Raw genomic sequence first — 17,714 nt, forward strand, 5'->3', positions numbered from 1 at the left:
AGCTGACGAGGGTCTTGCGAACGGCCGCGTCCAAGTCACGGCGGCCGCTGTCGTTCCCCTTGACGTCTGCGGTCACCTCTACGAGCGTCCGCCCGGACGACTGGTCCTGCAGCGCGCGCCGTAGTCCCGCGTCTCCGACCGACGCACCGAATGTGGCCAGAGCAGCCACGGTGCACGTCGCAAGGACGATGGACAACAGCGCCGCGCTGAGCAGCCATCGATGCGCACGAAGCCGCAACACAACGAACGTCGGCAACTGTCCCCAACTTCCGTCCTTCCGCAACTGCGAAAGGGATCCTCGCTCGCCGCCGCAGCTCAATCGAACACACGGTGATCATCTGATTCGGAGTGCACTTGCCAATGAATGCCAAAAAGCAATGAGCATCCACCCCAGTGGGTGCAGCTACATGCAATCCCGCGCAAGATCGGGTGTATAGAAGTGCAGCGACATGAAACTGAATGCACATGCCATGACATGTAAGCCTGAGCCTGAATTGTGCCCATCATCACGCCTACAAGCAGTAATCACGCCGTGGCTTCCCTACCCCTGCTCTGATTAAGGTGTGCGTCATGAGTGAGGGACTGCTGGAACGGCGTGAGGACCCGGCGGGCGAGGCCGCCGAGGCGATGGTGGTGGTCGAGGACCTGGTGCGCACCTTCGGCACCGGGGACACCGCGGTGCACGCCCTGGGCGGGGTGTCCTTCAGTGTGGCCCGCGGTGAACTGGTGGCGCTCAAGGGCCGCTCTGGCTCGGGCAAGACCACGCTGCTGAACATCATCGGCGGCCTGGACCGCGCCGACTCGGGCCGTGTCACCGTCGACGGCACCGCCCTGGGCGGCCTGGCCGAACGCGAACTGCTCGCCCTGCGCCGCGACCGCATGGGCTTCGTCTTCCAGTCCTTCGGCCTGCTGCCCATCCTCACCGCCGCCGAGAACGTCGGCGTCCCCCTGCGCCTGCGCAACACCCCCCGCCGCGAACGCGAAGAACGCGTCGCCCTCCTGCTCTCCCTCGTCGGCCTGCAGGGCCACGCCGGCCAGCGCCCCGGCGAGATGTCCGGCGGCCAGCAGCAACGCGTCGCCATCGCCCGCGCCCTCGCCAACCGCCCCGCCCTGATCATCGCCGACGAACCCACCGGCCAGCTCGACGCCGACACCGGCCGCGCCGTCATGGAACTCCTGCGCGCCGTCGTCCACAGCGAAGGCGTCACCGCCCTCGTCGCCACCCACGACCCCGGACTCATCGCCCTCGCCGACCGCGTCCTGGAACTCCGCGACGGCCACATCATCACCACCTGAGCCGCGGGGCCGTAAATCGAGCCGCTCCGCGCGACATTCAGCTCTTTGGGTCTACCGGAAACCGTCCAAAGGCTTCACGAGAGTCAAAGCCAAGGGCGCTGGGATCCCCAACACCCATCTGAGAGGGCGAGCAACACAAGCCCTTCGGTCCCGACCAGCTTTGGGACCACATCCCGTCGCCGCAACCAGGTGCCCCAAACACCGCTATCGCCGCAATGACGGTCCGAAGCAGGAGGACGCCCGGTTCCCGGTCCCTGCTCGAAAACCTGGATGGCGTTCCACCAAGCACCCTCAAACGCGGCGCGACGGCGGTACTCAACACGGTGAAGGGTTGCCTCCCGCGACAGCAACGCCGCAGCCGTAGGCGGCGGCGTCCCGGGACTGCTCTACGAGCTGCTCTGCACGTCATCCCGGACGGTACTGGCGGCCCGGACCAGCCTTTCACGAACGGCAGATCGGCCCCCGTCCACCAGGGGACGGGGGCCGATCAGGTCACTTCACGCGAGGCGCGGTCACTTCTTGGACGGACTGACCAGGAGCGTAACGGTGCTGCCGTCCCGGCCCTCGTGGAGGACCGTGATGCGGGTGTTGGTCGGGCTGACCTTCACGCTGCCCGTGGGGTTCTCCGAGGACCAGTACGAGTACTTGTCGTCGAAGACCGGGTTGCCGGGCAGGCTCGGGATCTTGGTGGCGACGCCGGCCTTGTGCAGGGTGACGGCGTCGGTGCGGCCCTTGGTGAACGTGGAGTCGTAGGCCTGCACGCGGTTGCGCATCAGCGTGCCGTCCTTCCACTTCAGCGCCTTGGGGTGGGCGTCGATCGGCAGGATCCGGCCGGCACCGGGGTGCGCGCTGACGTTGTTGTCGATCATCGAGGTGTCCCACAGCCAGATCAGCAGGCCGTTCTGGTACGCGTAGTGCTCGACCCAGCTGTCCTTGGGGGCGGTCCAGCCGAAGTTGTAGGGACCGACCTTCAGGGTCTTGTCGTACGAAACGTACTGCCGGTTCTCCGCGATGTAGTACTGTGCGTAGTCCTCGGAGAACGTGGAGCCCTTGACCGTGAAGCCGTTCGCGGTCCAGCCGTTGTCACCGGACTCGGCGCCGTCGCTGAACACGGTCGCGCCGTCGGCGGTCAGGGTGATCGCGTCGGCGAGGAAGCCCTTCTGCGCCACACCCAGGTCAGTCTGGTAGCGGAAGCGGAGCTTGACCGACTGGCCGGCGTAGGCGTCCAGCGGGAACACCATGTCCTGGTAGGAGGCGGCGGTGCCGGTCAGGGCGGGCTTGTCGCTGGCGTCGCGCGGGAGCGGGGCGCCGCCGATGGTGCCGTCGATCGCGGTCCAGGTGGCACCGCCGTCGGTGGACACCTCGGTGTAGAGGTAGTCGAAGTCCTCCTCGATGTCGTACCAGCCCTTGAGGGACAGGCTCGCCGAGGTCTTGCCGGTGAGGTCGACGTCGCGCGTGAGGGTGTTGCTCAGGTTGTCACCGCTGCCGCTCCACCACTGCTTCGCGCCCTCGGCCGGGGTGGCCAGCTCGGTGGCCACGGTCTTCTTCGGGAGGGTGACGACCAGGCCCTGCTTCTTCGCGGTGTTGTACTCCGCGACGCCCAGGGTGCTGACCGAGGTCCTGCCGGCCTTGGCGGTGGTGTAGTTCAGCCAGCCCAGCTGCAGCTTGTCCCAGGCGGTCATGTCGCCGGGCAGGTCGCCGATGGCGTCCTCGCCGGTGCCGAGCCAGGAACCGGACGACATCAGCGTCCAGAAACCCGTGGAGTTCTCGGCGGTGTTGGTGGTGTCGTAGTGGTCCGGCAGACCGAGGTCGTGGCCGAACTCGTGGGCGAAGACGCCGAGGCCGCCGTTCTCCGGCTGGACGGTGTAGTCGCCAACCCAGACGCCCGTGTCGCCGATCTGGCTGCCGCCGAGCAGGTTGCCCGCCGGGCCGGTGGCGCCGGCGTCGGAAACGAACGCGTACGAGCGGTGGGCCCAGATCGCGTCCTCGCCCTGGGCGCCGCCGCCGGCGGACTCGTCCTCACCGGCGTGCACGATCTGGAAGTGGTCGATGTAGCCGTCGGACTCGTTGAAGTTGCCGTCGCCGTCGTAGTCGTAGCGGTCCCACTGGTCGTACTCGGCCAGCTTCGCCTTGATCGTGGCGGCGCTGTCACCGGCGGCCTTGCGCGCGTCGACCCACTTGTTGGCGGCATCGGCCACCAACCGCCACACGGAAGCCGAACAAACATGATCACCGCAGGCGTTGTTGCCGTACCGGGCCTCGTTCCAGTCGACCTTGACCCAGTCGGCGACCTCGCCGGCGACGGAGTAGCGGCCGGAGGACTGCCTCTCGTAGTACTTGGCCACGGACTCCTTGTCCTTGGCCTTCGAGAAGTACAGGTCCTGGAAGTGCGACCGGTTGTAGTCGGCCTGCCACTCCGTGCTGTTGTCCTTGCTGCGGTCCGGCTTGGCTATCTGGTTGTGCGCGGGACCGGCGGTGCCGCCGTACGCGGGGTCGGTCTTGTCGCCGAACTCCGCGAGGATCACGAAGATCTTGTCGGTCTTCTCGCGCGCGAGCTCGACGTACTTGTTCTTGCCGAGCTTGACCACGTCCGAGGCACCGCGGTCCTCGACCTTGGACTTGCCGGAGATGACCTGCTCGATCGCCTGCTGGCGCTGGGCGGACTGGCGCTCGCTCAGCGGGCCCTTCAGATCGTGCTCGACGCGCTCCGCCTTCGCCGGGTCGTGCCGCACGACACGACCGGCCTGCGGGTCGGCCTGGGCTGCCGCGACGGGAAAGGCGGTGGCGCCTATTGAGGCGATCGCCACGGCCAGAGCGGCGGATCTGATGGTCCGTCGTTGGCTTATCACTCTGTTTTAACCTCCCTAAGGTGAAGCCATTGCACCGGAATCATGCACGAAAAGACAGATCTTGACTCGGTCATGACCGCCAAGTACGTTGAGCAGCGACCTGTCGCAAATGGCAGCCGTCATTGCCCTCAATCAGCGGGTGTGACGCCCACGACGATGTCACTCTCAATCCGGGCAAGGCGGAGTGTATGCGAAACCGCAAGGTTGCCTATAGCAAGGGGGACTCACCTTGCGGCCCTGCACGTCGGACATCGGCTTGGTGGGGATCCGACAGTATCGCCATCCGTAGCCCGCACACAGCAAGCCGCAAGGCCCAGCCATCTAGCCTGTGAACTGCGCATCTTGCGCACGCCGGTTGAGGGTCAACTCATGGACGGTCCGCCGGTTGTGATGATTGAACAGTGGTGCCAGCGCGAGGGACATCTGTGCCGCCACCAGACCGCTCAAGTCCAGGCATAAGGTCCAGGCATAAGGAAGAACATCCGTCATACGCTCCACCGCTGGCATGGAGTCATTCGTCGCCCATTTCCATGAAAGTCCGTCAGGATGTAGGCGAGGGGCAATAATGGCACTCACGTCCAAATGCCTGACATTGATGTTCAATTCTTTGACTCACGGTTAGTTCCGGCACGCCGACTTCGTGCCCTCGAGCCGTTCGCGTGTCCTTCAGACTACTGGCACGCCACTTATTCTCGAGCGGAGTGCCCTCCGGAGCCGGGTTACAAATCGGCTCAGTTGTGGGGTGCAGAGTGGGTTGCGATCCTCGCCACCCCGAGGAATCGCGATCATCGGCTACCGTCCGCGCAGGGGCGCGGTGTCGAGTGAGTTCCCGTCTCGCTGTGCGAAGCCGGAACGAGTCCTGGTCCTCCCCTGGAGGTCCATACCTACCGGACGGCTCGTGCTCCGGCATGCCTACAAACGTCGCAATCAGCGCCGTGAACAGGCTTGGCCAGCCGCTTGCTCACCGTCAGGTCATCCACCGCGGCCGATTGGATCCCTATGAAGGTCGACTGGTCTCCGGTGAGGGACCGTTCGCGACACGAACATGCGCCCGTACGACGCGACTCCTGGCATCATCCCGGTTCCTGTCGCTCCGGTCCTTATGCAACACGGAGCCCTACGCCTCCTGCTCGCGTTCTTCAGCTCGGGGCAGAAAGCGCGGGTTGTCGATCTTCGTCCCGTCGGACACGACGCCGAAGCGCCCCGGCCCCGGCCCCCAGACGATGCGCACCGCCAGCGCCGCATCCAGCCGCATCTCAGACGGGCCGGACCTCACCGCGAACGTCGCGAAGTACCGGCTCACACGCTCCTCAACCACGGCTCACCGGATTGGCGGGCACCACTCAGCATCGTCAAGCCGTACAGAACGGGCAGATCAGCCGGTCCGACCACGGCTGACGCCGACCATACAGATCTGTGCACACAAGTGAGGTCGGAACGGGGCAAGGATTCGCTTCACCACGGGGCCGAAGCCCGGCGCACTGCGAATAGACGCGGCGGGCGCAGCACCCTTCTGCGGCTGGTCTCGAGCCCGATGTGAAACACTAAGGTGTCACCCTCAGCGGTGCTGCTGTGAACCGGAATCGCCTGTGCAGACACTGCTCCCCACTGTCGCCCACAACCTCGGTCGGGTCGCTTCGACAACCTGTGGGTACTGGTGCTACGGATGATTAGATAGCGCCACCATCCAAGGAGCGCAAGGGCATGAGACTGGCGGAGTTGAGTGAACGCAGCGGCGTACCGACTACCACGATCAAGTACTACCTGCGCGAGGGTCTGCTCCCGCCCGGCCGCCGCGTCACAGCCACGCAGGCCGAGTACGGGGAGGAGCACCTACGCCGGCTGCGGTTCGTCCGGGCGCTGATCCAGATCGGCAAGGTGCCCGTGACCACCGCCCGTGAAGTGCTCACCGCGGTGGAGGACGAGTCACTCGACCAGCACATGCGGCTCGGCGCCGCCACCTTCGCCCTGCCGCACGGCCCGGAGCCCGACGAGGACGACCCCGCAACCGAAACTGCCCGCCGCGAGGTCGACAGCCTGATGACCGCACTCGGCTGGCACTACGGCAGCGAGGAACACGGCCCCTCCCCCGCATACCAGATGCTCGTCACCGCGGTCGCCGCCCTGACCCGCCTCGGATACCCCAGCAGCGCACACCACTTGACGCCCTACGCGCGGCTCGCCGCCCAACAGGCCGTCCACGACCTTGACATGGTCGAGACCTACGACACCCCGCTGGAACAAGCAGCCGCGGCCGTGGCACTCACCGTGCTCTACGAACCCGTACTGCTGAGCCTGCGTCGACTCGCCGAGGTCGGCGAGTCCCAGCGCCGCTTCGGCACCGGCTGAACTGCCCTGGAGAGACGCGGAACATCCGCCGCATAACGCAGCAGGAAGCCGCCCTCAGTGGACGGCTCCCGCTGGTCGCCTCGATGCTGCAGAAATCCTCTCGCTCCTGAGTCAACAGCCACCGCAGGCACAAACCCACGATTTCCCGCAGTCAGGAGCACGGACTGCTGACACCAGGAGGATTTCCCACACGTCCTCGGTGGGAGCCGTCAGTTCTCGGTGGCCGTGTGCTTCTCCTGTGCCCAGGCCAGGTGCCATGTGTCCAGCGGCGTCGCGGAGTTCAGCTCCAGGCCGGGCACCGGCTCGAGGCTTCCCGCGCGCAGTTCGGCGAGGAGGCGCTCGGCCTCGAGGGAGGGGTAGTCGAGGTAGCCGCGGTCGTCACCACCGAAGAAGGTGGGTCGCAGCGCCTCGCGCAGCTCCGCTCCCCGGGCCAGCCGCTCGGGCAGGTCGGGGTTGGCGATGAAGTCGCGTCCAAAGCCCACGGCGTCGACGGTGCCAGCCTCCAGGGCGCGCAGGGCCTGTTCGCGTCCGTAACCGCCGGTCGCGATCAGTCCGCCCGGGTAGCGCTTGCGGGCCCAGGTGCTGTCGATGGCATCGGCCGGCCGGCGCTCGGCCGTCGAGTCGTCGTTGCCGATGATGCCCGGCTCCACCAGGTGCAGGTACGCAAGATCGCGAGCTGCGAGTTCGTCCATGACGTAGCCGAACAGGGCCTCCGGGTCGGAGTCGGTCATGTCCTGGAAGACGCTGCTCGGGGAGATGCGAACGCCGATGCGGTCCGCACCGATGGTCCGGATGAGGCCGTCGACGATCTCCAGGAGCAGGCGCGCACGGTTCTCGACGCTCCCGCCGTAGCGGTCCGTACGCCGGTTGGCACTGTCCTGGAGGAACTGGTCGATCAGGTAGCCGTTGGCCGCGTGCACCTCCACGCCGTCGAAGCCGGCCGCCAGCGCGTTCTTGGCGGCCTTGGCGAACTGGACAATAACGGCCTGGATCTCATCGATCTCCAGCGGTCGCGGTGTGACGAAGGGGACGCGGCCCTCGTCGGTGAAGACCAGGCCGTCGATCGCGATGGGAGAAGGGCCCACCGGGGTCCTGCCGCCGGGCTGGAAGACGGGATGCGAGGCACGGCCGGTGTGCCACAGCTGCGTGACGATGGTGCTGCCCGCGTCGTGCACCGCGTCGGTGATCCTCTTCCACCCCTGGACCTGCGCCTCGCTCCACAGGCCCGGGATGCCCGGGCCGCCGACGCCCTCGGCGGAGACGACGGTGCCCTCCGTGATGATCAGCCCGGCCGAGGCGCGCTGGGTGTAGTAGAGCCGCGCGGAGGGGCCGGGGCTGCCGTCGGGCAGGGAGCGGCTGCGCGTCATCGGTGCCATGACGAAGCGGTTGGACAGCGACAGGGCGCCGAGCCGGACAGGGTCGTAGAGGGGACTGTTGTGCATGGTTCAGCTCCGGGAAATCGAGATCGCGAATAATAAAGATGCAGGTCGGAAATGGTGTACTGGCCGGGCAGCTATCCCTCACGCGGCGTGGTGGCGGACGGGGGTGTTGACCTTCCCGCCCAGCGCGGAGGCCGCGTGGAGCGCCCAGTACGGGTCGCGCAGCAGCTCCTGGCCGAGGAGGACGGCGTCGGCGCCGCCGGAGCGGACGAGTGCCTGCGCCCGGGCCGGGCTGGTGAGGGGGCCGACCGTGGCGACGGGCATGCCGGTCTCGTTGCGGACGCGCTCGGCAATGGGCATGTCGGTCTGATTGCGGACGCGCTTTGCGACGGGGGTGCTGCCGTCTGCGAAGGCGTCCATCAGGTCGACGCCCCGGGCCTGCAGTTCCTTTGCGAGACGGACGGTGTCGTCGGCGGTCCAGCTCTCCGGGTCGTCGCCCGCGGTCTCTGCCGGTTCCTCGGCGGAGGACATGCGGAAGAAGACGGGAAGGTCCTGCGGCCACACCGCCCGGACGGCCTCGACGACCTCCAGCGCGAAGCGGGTGCGGCCCGCGAAGTCCCCACCGTAGCCGTCGGTGCGGTGGTTGCCGTACGGGAACAGGAACTGGCTGACGAGGTGGCCGTGGACGCCGTGGATCTCGGCGACCTGGAACCCCGCGTCCAGGGCGCGCCGGGCGGCGTCGGCGAACGCCGCCACGATCCGGCCGATCTCCCCGGTGTCCAGCTCGTCCACCGCGGTGGAGCCCGTGCCGTACGGGACGGCGCCGGCACCGCCGGGCGCCCAGCCGTAGCGCTTGCCCGGACCCACCGGGAACTTGCGGTCCATCCAGCTTCCCCTGGCAACATCCGTGCGCGCCGCGGCGAGCTGGATGCCCGGCACGGTGCCCTGGGACTTCAGGAAGCCGGTGATCCGTCGGAGGGCCTCGACCTGGGCGTCGTTCCAGATGCCGAGGTCGTACGGGCCGGTCCGGTACTGCGGGCCGACCGCGGTGGCCTTGGAGAGGATCAGTCCCGTGCCGCCGGTGGCCCGCGCCGCGAGGTGCGCGAAGTGCCGGTCGTCCGGCACGCCCGCATGGTCCCCGTGCGAAGCGGCGCCGGCCTGGCACATGTCGGCCATCCAGATCCGGTTCGGAATCGTCAGTGAGCGCAGAGTGATGGGGTCGAACAAGGTGGTGCTCACGAAGCTGCCTCCTGGGCGATGGAGAGGGGGTGGGCGGTCGTGGTCACGGGTCCGACAGGTCTTCTGGGACAGCTGCGGTGGTCGTGTTCGTCAGTTTCGACCGTCAAAATCTACGGTACGCTATAGACGGTTATGTCTGAAATGTCGAGTTTCAGATGGTCTGGATCGGGAGGCAGCGATGCCGACCGCACTGCCGGTCACTGCCTACGGCAGCCTCGGCCTGCTGGGCCGGCACGAGGGCGCGACCCCCTACCAGCATCGGGTGCCTCTGGATCTTCCCCGACTCACAGCACTACGCCGGGGCCGGACGGCAGGTGCGGCGCGGACCGGCCGTCGAGCATCAGGAACAAGGGGCCGTCACCGGCGCACCCTGCCACTCGCCGAGGAGGCACGGCGCGAGCTGCGCCGATGAACCGCCCTGACGCGGGCGACCACCCACCGCCGAGGCCCTGCGTCCAGCCTCAGACCTGCGACGCCGACGCGAATGGCGACGCCGACACCGCGGACGTGATCAGCCGGCTCGCCGCGGAGCAGATCCAGGCCCACGAGAGCCAACTGGACGAGTACGGGCGGCTGGTCACCTCCGGAACCCTGCCGGCGGGCTCGCTCCAGCGCGCCACCGTGGAGGTGGTACTGCGGTCAAGGCGGGCGACGCTCCACGTTCCTGGAGTGTCGCCACCCACGCCTCCACGAACCCGCGCTCCAGCCGACCGGTTCCGAGTCGCGACCATCCGCCCGCAACGAACCTCAGGATGCTCGATCGCCCGACTTCAGCCGCTGTGTGGCCGTGTCACCGCGGCGGCCAACCGGTATTACGCCGGTCGCTGCGGCGAGGCCGTACGCGGGCATGTTGACGTAGATGGACTCGTATGAGCCGGCCGGCACGATGAACGTCTCGTGCCAGATGCCGACGTCCCCCTTACTATTCCTGGCGCGCCGGTTGAATGCCGCCCATGCGGGCCTGTGCTGCTTGTCCTGCTCGTAGGCGTAGGCGAGCAACTGCTCCTTGGAAGCCCAGTACTGGACGACGTAGAAGTCCCGGGGGCCACCGTAGAGAACTTTGTAGCCGAGGAGTCCGCTGTCCTTGTCCTGGGACAGCTCACGCAGCATGCGCGGCATGGAGGCGAAGGCCGGGAACCAGTTGCGTACCGCCCTGAAGCGGTTGATGCGGATTCCGATATGGAAGACGACGATGCCCCCCTCGGCAGCTGCGGTGTTGCGGCCTGGAATCACCTGCTCGGACATGGTTCTCCTCTGTTGTCCGCGGTTAACGCCCGTCGTCGCGCTTGCCGGCCGACGCTTGGACAGTAACACTATCCTAGTGGGATAGTAGGGCTATCCACAGGAGGGTGCGAGACCATGAGACTGGCGGAGTTGAGTGAACGCAGCGGCGTGGCGACAGCCACGATCAAGTACTACCTGCGCGAGGGTCTGCTCCCGCCCGGCCGCCGCGTCACAGCCACGCAGGCCGAGTACGGGGAGGAGCACCTACGCCGGCTGCGGTTCGTCCGGGCGCTGATCCAGATCGGCAAGGTGCCCGTGACCACCACCCGCGAGGTGCTCGCCGCGGTGGAGGACGAGTCACTCGGCCAGCACATGCGGCTCGGCGCCGCCACCTTCGCCCTGCCGCATGGCCCGGAGCCCGACGAGAACGATCCCGCGACCAAGACCGCCCGCCGCGAGGTGGACGTACTCATGGCCGAACTCGGCTGGCGCTACGGCGGCGAGGAGCGCGGTCCCTCCCCCGCGTACCGCATGCTCGTCACGGCGGTTGCCGCCCTGACCCGCCTCGGATACCCCAGCAGCGCAAGCCACTTGACGCCCTACGCGCGGCTCGCCGCCCAACAGGCCGCCCACGACCTGGATCTCGTCGAGACCTACGACACCCCGCTGGAACAGGCGGCCGCCACAGTGACGCTCACGGTGCTCTACGAGCCTGTGCTGCTGAGCCTGCGCCGGCTCGCCGAAGCCGAGGAGTCCCGGCGCCGCTTCGCTCCCGAGTAGCAGACACTCCTGAAACGACGAAGAGGCATCGCCACAGTTGTGCCTCGTCGGGCTCGACTCGCGGTGGGCCGACCCGGGCGGGCACGGAGTGGGCATTCACGCCTCCCCGAAGGGGCGAGCTCGGGCGGGTTACCGCAACACCATGCGGCACCGGGACGAGCCCTGAGCCTTCCTGCGCTCACAGCGCTGACCGACTTCTCCACCGAACTGAAGCCCGGTGCACTGCGCATAGACCCCGGCAGCGCTCCCACGATCAGGGTGTCGTTTGGCCGACGCCAGGCGCCGCTGCAGGCGCGTTCAACATCCCGGCAAGGGCCCCACGCAAGACGGCATCCGCCCACCCGTCGCCACCGCCATGCCGCTGGGTTCACTCGCTCCCCTGTGGTCACATGCGCAACTTCCTACGTCTCCCACTTGCATCTCCCACTGGATAGTGGCACTCTCCATAGAGGATAGCCCCACTATCTAGTGCGGGACCGGTGCACCAGCCGACGTCCCATGCCCTGCCCGGCCCACACGTTCCGCGGCCGCGAAAATCGCCGCCGCAGCCCCGAAGGAGAATCGATGTCCCACCGCCGTCCTGTCCGTCGTATCCGTATCGCTGTCGCCACTGCGTTCGGTCTCGCCCTGGCCGCCGGACTGGCCACGACCGCCTCCGCCACCCAGGGACATCACACCGAGCCGGCGCCCAAGCCGACCGTCGTCCTCGTCCACGGCGCCTGGGCCGACTCCGCCGGCTGGACCGGCGTCGCCAAGCGGCTGCAGGCCGACGGCTATCCGGTCACCGCCCCCGCCACCCCGCTGCGCGGACTGGGCAGCGACGCCGCCTACCTGGCCGACTACCTCAAGACGGTCAAGGGCCCGGTCGTCCTGGTGGGCCACTCCTACGGGGGCGCCGTCATCACCGACGCCGCCACCGGCAACCCCAACGTCAAGGCCCTCGTCTACATCGCCGCATTTGCCCCCGACAAGGGCGAGAGCATCGCCGACCTGGTCGGCAAGTACCCCGGCAGCCACCTCAGCGACGACCCCGCCGCCCCCGTGCCCACGGCCCTGAACGCCGTCCCCTTCACCCAGGCCGACGGCAGCACCGGCGTCGACCTCTACATCAAGCCCGACAAGTTCCGGGACGTCTTCATGAGCAACCGCGTCAGCAAGAGCAAGGCCGCCGCACTCGCCGCCACGCAGCGTCCCATCACCGCGCAGGCCGTCGGCGAGCCCTCCGCCGCGACGCCGGCCTGGAAGACCATCCCCTCCTGGTACCTCGTCGCCCGCGACGACCGGACGATACCCCCCGCCGCCGAGCGGTTCATGGCCTCGCGCGCACACGCCCACACCGTCGAGACCGACGGCCCGCACGCCGTCCACGTGACCGACCCCGGAGTCGTCACGCGCCTCGTCGAGAAGGCCGCGACGACCACGCGCTGACCCACCCCCGACCCCACCAGCTCTGGCAGCAGCGCGAACCTCGATGCCTTCAGAGCTTGATGGAAGTCCTCCGGAAACTGCGGTTGCGCTGACCAGGGTGATTCCACCCTGGTCAGCAGGGAACACGAAGGCCTGATTAACAAGCTGAGAGCTGGACGAGATACCCCAGCTCGACGCCTGACAAGCCGTTGACCATAAACATCCCAGCACCGTGACCAGGCCGAACTGTCTGTTCGGCCCCTCCTCAGCAGACACACAATGGATTGGCGGAACGATGACGAGCACCGGTCCGGCGTCCGACAGGTCGCGTGGGGCATTCAGCACGGACTCCACGGCCCCAGACACGGCCCCACAAGGGTTCGTCGCCTTCCGGCAGGGATGGCAGACACAACTGGGCAATCAGTTTCCCCTGCCGACCTTCAACCCGGCCACGACGGGTGACTTCCGAGTCAAGGGACGCGGTAGCCGGCTACACGACGTAGTGATCCTTGATCTCCACGGCGCGTCAGCCGTCCGCGCCCTGGGCACTCCCAAAAGAGCGGAAGATCAAGTGCGGATGTACATGGTGCACCGCGGCGCATGGACCATGAGCTCACCCTCCCAACGCAACGAGGACACCGTCCCGGCGGGACAGTTCCTCATCCGGCACTTCGAGGCACCGCCACGCTTCGAGACCCTCCCGGGAACCACAGCAAGGATGCTCTACCTGCCTTCAGCGGTGGCCAGGCCACTGCTCAAGGACCGGATCGTCACCGGGTCGGCAGATTCCGCCGAGATGCGCCTGCTGCTCGCCCACATCAATATGGTCCATTCGACCGCGACCAATCTCGGCGCCGCAGGCGTGCATGCCGCCCGCAGCACCTTGATCGAGCTGTCCAAGGCAGTGGTGAAACAGCAGTTCGACGATGTGGAACCCTTGCTGGCACCTTCCCTGGCCCAGGCAGCAAAGGATCTCGCGGACAGGCATCTGGCCAATCCCGAACTCTCGGTGGCAATGCTCGCAGGCGAGCTCAAGGTATCCGTACGTACCCTCCACCGGGCGTTCGCCATGACAGAAGAGTCAGTCGCCACCTACATCCGGAACCGCCGCCTGGAAGAAGCCCGGCTCGCTCTCACCGCCCCATCCAGCCCGCTGAGCATCTCGGAAATCGCCGCCTATTGGCACTTCAACGACAGCAGCCACTTCATCCGGTCATTCAAAAGGCGCTATGGCCAGACACCCGCCAGCTATGCTCGCTCGACCCGGCCACACAACCGTTGAACGACCCCACGTGCACGCGACTACCCAGCTCGTCCAGCCACCCATCAGTGGCCGACGAATGATCCAAGCCGAACCTGCCCACCGGCGGACCGTCTTCAACGACGCCATGCTGACGCGCTGCGAAGACATCATGCGGAAGGTGTGCGAGGACTTCGAGGCCGACCTGATCGAGTTCAACGGCGAAGAGGATCACGTACACCTGTTGGTGCACTACCCACCGAAAGTCGCACTTTCCCACCTGGTCAACTCCCTCAAAGGCGTCTCCTCGCGCCGCCTGCGGCAGGAATACACCGGCCAGGTCAACCAGGCGATCATGCACGGCCGCTTCTGGTCCGGCTACTACTTCGCCGGCTCATGCGGTGGAGCGCCCCTCCAGGTGGTCAAGGACTATATCGAGAACCAGAAGCGGCCCGACTGAGCGCGGGCCACTGGCGGAGCGTTCCGGAGCGATGCTGCGGCGCTCCGCGCCGCAGGGCTCAGGATCGGATTCCCTCCCCGCCTGAAGGCGGGGATTCCCTCCGAAGAAGAGGGATGGAACGAACCAACCACGCACGTACGAGTCCACTGCAGCACGGACCATAGAATCCCTCCCTATGCCCGCCCCCGCGTCTTCGCTGATGTCCGCGGCGCCCCGCCGCCCTGCCCGCAGCCGTGTCCGGCACGGACAGGCTTCCTGCGCAGACTACGGCTGCGCGCAGCCTTCCTGTCTCGAGGCCGCAAGCAGAGCTCGACGCCGAAGAGCACTCGACCACGCAGCGGGCCTGACCGCTCGAGTCGACTCCACTCAGGCCGCGGAGCACGCCACATTGATCCGCCGTTATGGCATGGCCGCCCAGGACATCGCCGATGCCTCCGGCATCTCGGTCACCCTCGTTCGCCGTCTGCTTCGCTCGCCCGCCGACCGACCGACTCGGATCTCCCGCACTACAGCCGACGCAATCCTCGGCATCCCCATCCCCACACGGAATTCTTCACACGCGAGCGGAGGACGGGGCCTGACCAACTCCATGCATGCCGCCGCCATCCTCACCACATTGGCCGGAGCCGGCTGGCCGGCCACCTACCTCGCCAGCCGCCTGGGGATCAGCACCCAAACCATCGCGGCCATCCGCGACCAGCGCCGCCGCCGCATCCGCATCCCCCTTGACCAAAGCATCCGCGCCCTGTACCCGAGGCTCGCCGCCACCAGCCCCGCCGCAGCCGGCATCCCATCCCGCGATGCCGCCCGCGCTATCGCCTTCAACCAACGTCGACGTGCCTCTGGCTGCCGCTACTGAGGACTCGCTGCTGCGCTTCTGGCCCTGAAGGCAGGGCAGTTCATCGTCAGGAGCGATTGCGGCGTGTCGCTGCTGACACGCACGAAGTCGCCAGGTCGAGCAATGGCGTCGTGTCCATGGTCCATCCCTGCGCATCGCTCGACTGCCGCCCGCGTGTCGCCAAGCCCGTAGCATCCGGCATCAACATGCAGCGCCGCCCCGTGAGCCGCTCGGCACTGTCAAGGGACAGCAGGAGTGTTCCCGCTCGCGGACAGTTAATCTTCCTGTTTGCAGGTCAGGCGAGTGAGACGACGCCTCACCCGGTGGTGGCCTCGGTGCGACGGTGGCCGTCGCCCTGCGGGACCACGGCGTGGACGTGATGCAGGAGCCGGTCGACGGTTGCGGAGGCCAGGGCCGTGGCCATGATTTCGTCGAATCCAGACGGATGAAGTTTGCTGCTGACGGCCAAACACCGCCGTTCGTAGGTCGCATCGACCAGGCGGTAGAAGCCTTCGGCGACGTCCGGCGAGACAGGCAGGTGCCCGATGTCGCCAACAATGATCAAGTCGGTTCGTGCGGTCCGGCCGATGGCCTTCGAGACAGAATCGTTGACGCGGTGACGGCTGGATCAGGCTCCGAGGTCCTCGATGGTTACCGGTAGTTCGTTAAATCCGGTGGTGGTGTGGGTTGACGGCAGTTCCGGTTGGTCGTAGGCCGGTGGTAGGGGTCAACTGCCAGGCTGGGGGCTGAAGATGACTGCTCGCCGTCCGTGTCCGCTCGCCCCGGGGCCGCTGGAGGAGTACGCGGCCCGGTTCGTCGACCTCTTCTTCAGCCTGGCCCAGCGGCGAGGGTTCCGCGAGTACCTGACCGGGCTGCTGGCGCCGCGGGAGCGGAACAAGACGATCACCTGCCTGGCCGGGGCGGAACCGGTGGCTGGTGCAGGGATGCCGGGGGTGCAGCGCCTGCAGTTCTTCCTGTCCGAGTCGCCCTGGGAGGCCGAGCTGGTCAACGACCGGCGGCTTGAGTTGCTGCGCGAGGAGCCAGCAACTGCCCCGCACGACGGCGGGGTCATCGTGATCGACGATTCCGGGGACCGCAAGGACGGCACCGCGACCGCGCACGTGGGCCGGCAATGGCTGGGCCGACTGGGCAAGACAGACAACGGCATCGTCACGGTGACCACGGTGTGGACCGACGGCCGCGTGTACTACCCACTGCACGCGACTCCCTACACCCCTGCCCACCACTTCACCAGCGGCCGCTCCGATCCGGCCTTCCGCACGAAACCGCAACTGTCCGCTGCCCTCGCGGCCCGCGGGAAGAAGGCAGGCTTCGGCTGCCAGGCAGTGGTCGCCGACTGCGCCTACTCCGTCAGCGACGACTGGTACCTCGCACTGCGCGATGCCGGCCTGGCCTACGTGGTCGCGCTCAAGCCGCACCGCGGCACCTGGGCCCGGGCCGGCCAGCCGCACACCCCCATCGAAGCCGCACATGCCCTGACCTGGAAGGATGCCAAGCATCCCGGGGACTGGAAGGCCGTGGAGCGTCACTTCCGCGACGGGCACACCAAGACCTGGTGGACCGCCGACGCCCGGCTGGGCGGCTACGGACCCGACTCACCCTGCCGACTGGTCGTGACCACCACCGACCCAGCCAGCCTGCCGGAGAAGGCCACCTGGTACCTGGCCACCAACCTGGGACCAGACATACCCCACCAGCCCCAGCAGCCCTGCTGGCCCAAGGCCTTACGCGCTATCCGGTCCTGGCTCACCCCAGCCATCACCCTCACCCGATGGTGGCAAGCCAGGACCGACACGGATCCACCCCATGAGCTCCAGGCCCTCATCGACGCGGTCACCACCGGACACGGCATCGACCTATACCTCCGGATTTAACGAACTACCGGTAACCAGGCGACGGTCATCCCAGCGTCGACCGCCGACTGGCTGAGGGCCTCGTAGAAGTGCGACTTTCCGGTCCGGGAAGCGCCAACGACGCAGAGGTTCTCGCTTCAGCCGCCCCGTTTCAGGGGCCGCAGTGCGGACTGCGTCGGGACCGGGATCGAGGAGCCTTCTTCGTTCCAGGCGTGGAAGGTCCTGCCGGTCGGGAAGGCCGCCCGGGTGCGGTGAGTGCGGAGGTGGTCGGAACTGGCTGACGCACTCACCGATTACCGACAGGGGAGCCCATCGCGTGACCTTGGCACGCAGGCAAGATACACGGCTTGAACCGCCCATTTCGACGACCTCGAAGACTCGATGGCTACGAGCGATGCCCGCGCGAGCCGGACACGGTTTTCTTCGAGGAATACGTCCGAAGTATGCGTCCTTCGGGCACAGCTGCTACCTGAATCTTATGGAGAGCCGCTTCTGCGATTCGGTGCGGATCGCCTTACAGACCGTCCGGATGTCCTCCGCACAGCGCCTTTTCAAAGCCGTTGACACTGGCGACCGATGTGAGCCTCCCGCCGCGGCACTCCGGAGGCAACCTTACCGCTGAGCAAGAGAAGGCCCGGCAGGCATACGCAGACGACCTGATCGGCATTCCCCAACGTCTACAAGACCCGGAAACCGGCCCTGGCCTTCCCGTGCTGCCCTGCTTTCAGGTCGTCCACGTACTGCGGAACGAGCTGACTGCACTACACGCCGACAGGTTG

General features: G+C 67.2%; 11 protein-coding genes and 3 pseudogenes. 8 read left to right on the forward strand and 6 right to left on the reverse strand.

Translation table 11 applies throughout. The features are described from left to right. Nucleotides 1–570: 570 nt before the first annotated feature. A complete protein-coding gene (locus PV350_RS13565; protein WP_500333929.1) occupies nucleotides 571–1,296 on the forward strand; it encodes an ABC transporter ATP-binding protein in 726 nt (241 codons plus the stop codon). A gap of 512 nt (nucleotides 1,297–1,808) precedes the next feature. Here the strand turns inward: PV350_RS13565 and PV350_RS13570 are convergent. Together PV350_RS13570 and PV350_RS13575 are read right to left on the reverse strand one after the other, a co-directional pair. Then, entirely contained in the window at nucleotides 1,809–4,145 is a 2,337-nt protein-coding gene (locus PV350_RS13570) for an immune inhibitor A domain-containing protein (protein ID WP_500333931.1), read from the reverse strand. A gap of 1,117 nt (nucleotides 4,146–5,262) precedes the next feature. Then, nucleotides 5,263–5,448 (reverse strand): hypothetical protein, encoded by a 186-nt coding sequence (locus tag PV350_RS13575; protein WP_500333933.1) that lies wholly within the window; start codon nucleotides 5,446–5,448, stop codon nucleotides 5,263–5,265. A gap of 401 nt (nucleotides 5,449–5,849) precedes the next feature. Between PV350_RS13575 and PV350_RS13580 the strand changes: the two genes are divergently transcribed. After that, a complete protein-coding gene (locus PV350_RS13580; protein WP_500333934.1) occupies nucleotides 5,850–6,494 on the forward strand; it encodes a MerR family transcriptional regulator in 645 nt (214 codons plus the stop codon). A 209-nt stretch (nucleotides 6,495–6,703) separates the two neighbouring features. Here PV350_RS13580 and PV350_RS13585 read toward each other — a convergent pair whose 3' ends face one another. From PV350_RS13585 to PV350_RS13595, 3 genes are all read right to left on the reverse strand, one after another. Next, nucleotides 6,704–7,936, reverse strand: coding sequence for an alkene reductase (locus PV350_RS13585; RefSeq protein WP_500333936.1), 1,233 nt, complete (start codon nucleotides 7,934–7,936; stop codon nucleotides 6,704–6,706). A gap of 78 nt (nucleotides 7,937–8,014) precedes the next feature. Then, nucleotides 8,015–9,112, reverse strand: a complete 1,098-nt coding sequence (locus PV350_RS13590) for an oxidoreductase (RefSeq protein ID WP_500333938.1) — start codon at nucleotides 9,110–9,112, stop codon at nucleotides 8,015–8,017. 747 nt (nucleotides 9,113–9,859) lie between these two features. Then, nucleotides 9,860–10,357: a DUF4188 domain-containing protein gene (locus tag PV350_RS13595; protein ID WP_500333940.1), complete on the reverse strand. Its 498-nt coding sequence runs from the start codon at nucleotides 10,355–10,357 to the stop codon at nucleotides 9,860–9,862. 114 nt (nucleotides 10,358–10,471) lie between these two features. On the opposite strand from PV350_RS13595, the gene PV350_RS13600 reads away from it, so the two are divergent. From PV350_RS13600 to PV350_RS13620, 5 genes and pseudogenes are all read left to right on the forward strand, one after another. Further along, the gene (locus PV350_RS13600) at nucleotides 10,472–11,116 is read left to right on the forward strand and encodes a MerR family transcriptional regulator (RefSeq protein ID WP_500333942.1); all 645 of its coding nucleotides are present in this window, start codon (nucleotides 10,472–10,474) and stop codon (nucleotides 11,114–11,116) included. Nucleotides 11,117–11,680: 564 nt separating this feature from the next. Further along, complete coding sequence (locus PV350_RS13605) at nucleotides 11,681–12,544, forward strand: alpha/beta fold hydrolase (RefSeq protein ID WP_500333944.1); 864 nt, start codon at nucleotides 11,681–11,683, stop codon at nucleotides 12,542–12,544. 556 nt (nucleotides 12,545–13,100) lie between these two features. Next, nucleotides 13,101–13,805 carry a helix-turn-helix domain-containing protein gene (locus PV350_RS13610; protein WP_500333946.1) on the forward strand — a complete coding sequence of 235 codons (705 nt, stop codon included), beginning with the start codon at nucleotides 13,101–13,103 and terminating at the stop codon, nucleotides 13,803–13,805. An 82-nt stretch (nucleotides 13,806–13,887) separates the two neighbouring features. Beyond that, nucleotides 13,888–14,223 (forward strand): annotated as a pseudogene (gene tnpA / locus PV350_RS13615) (IS200/IS605 family transposase); the annotation flags it as partial. A gap of 406 nt (nucleotides 14,224–14,629) precedes the next feature. Next, nucleotides 14,630–15,082 carry a hypothetical protein gene (locus PV350_RS13620; RefSeq protein WP_500333948.1) on the forward strand — a complete coding sequence of 151 codons (453 nt, stop codon included), beginning with the start codon at nucleotides 14,630–14,632 and terminating at the stop codon, nucleotides 15,080–15,082. Between the two features lie 295 nt (nucleotides 15,083–15,377). Here the strand turns inward: PV350_RS13620 and PV350_RS13625 are convergent. Then, a pseudogene (locus PV350_RS13625) lies at nucleotides 15,378–15,713 on the reverse strand (ATP-binding protein); the annotation flags it as partial. Nucleotides 15,714–15,813: 100 nt separating this feature from the next. On the opposite strand from PV350_RS13625, the pseudogene PV350_RS13630 reads away from it, so the two are divergent. Then, nucleotides 15,814–16,892 (forward strand): annotated as a pseudogene (locus PV350_RS13630) (IS701 family transposase). Nucleotides 16,893–17,714 lie beyond the last annotated feature (822 nt).

The organism is Streptomyces sp. PA03-6a (genome assembly GCF_033792765.1).
Taxonomy (GTDB): Bacteria; Actinomycetota; Actinomycetes; order Streptomycetales; family Streptomycetaceae; genus Actinacidiphila.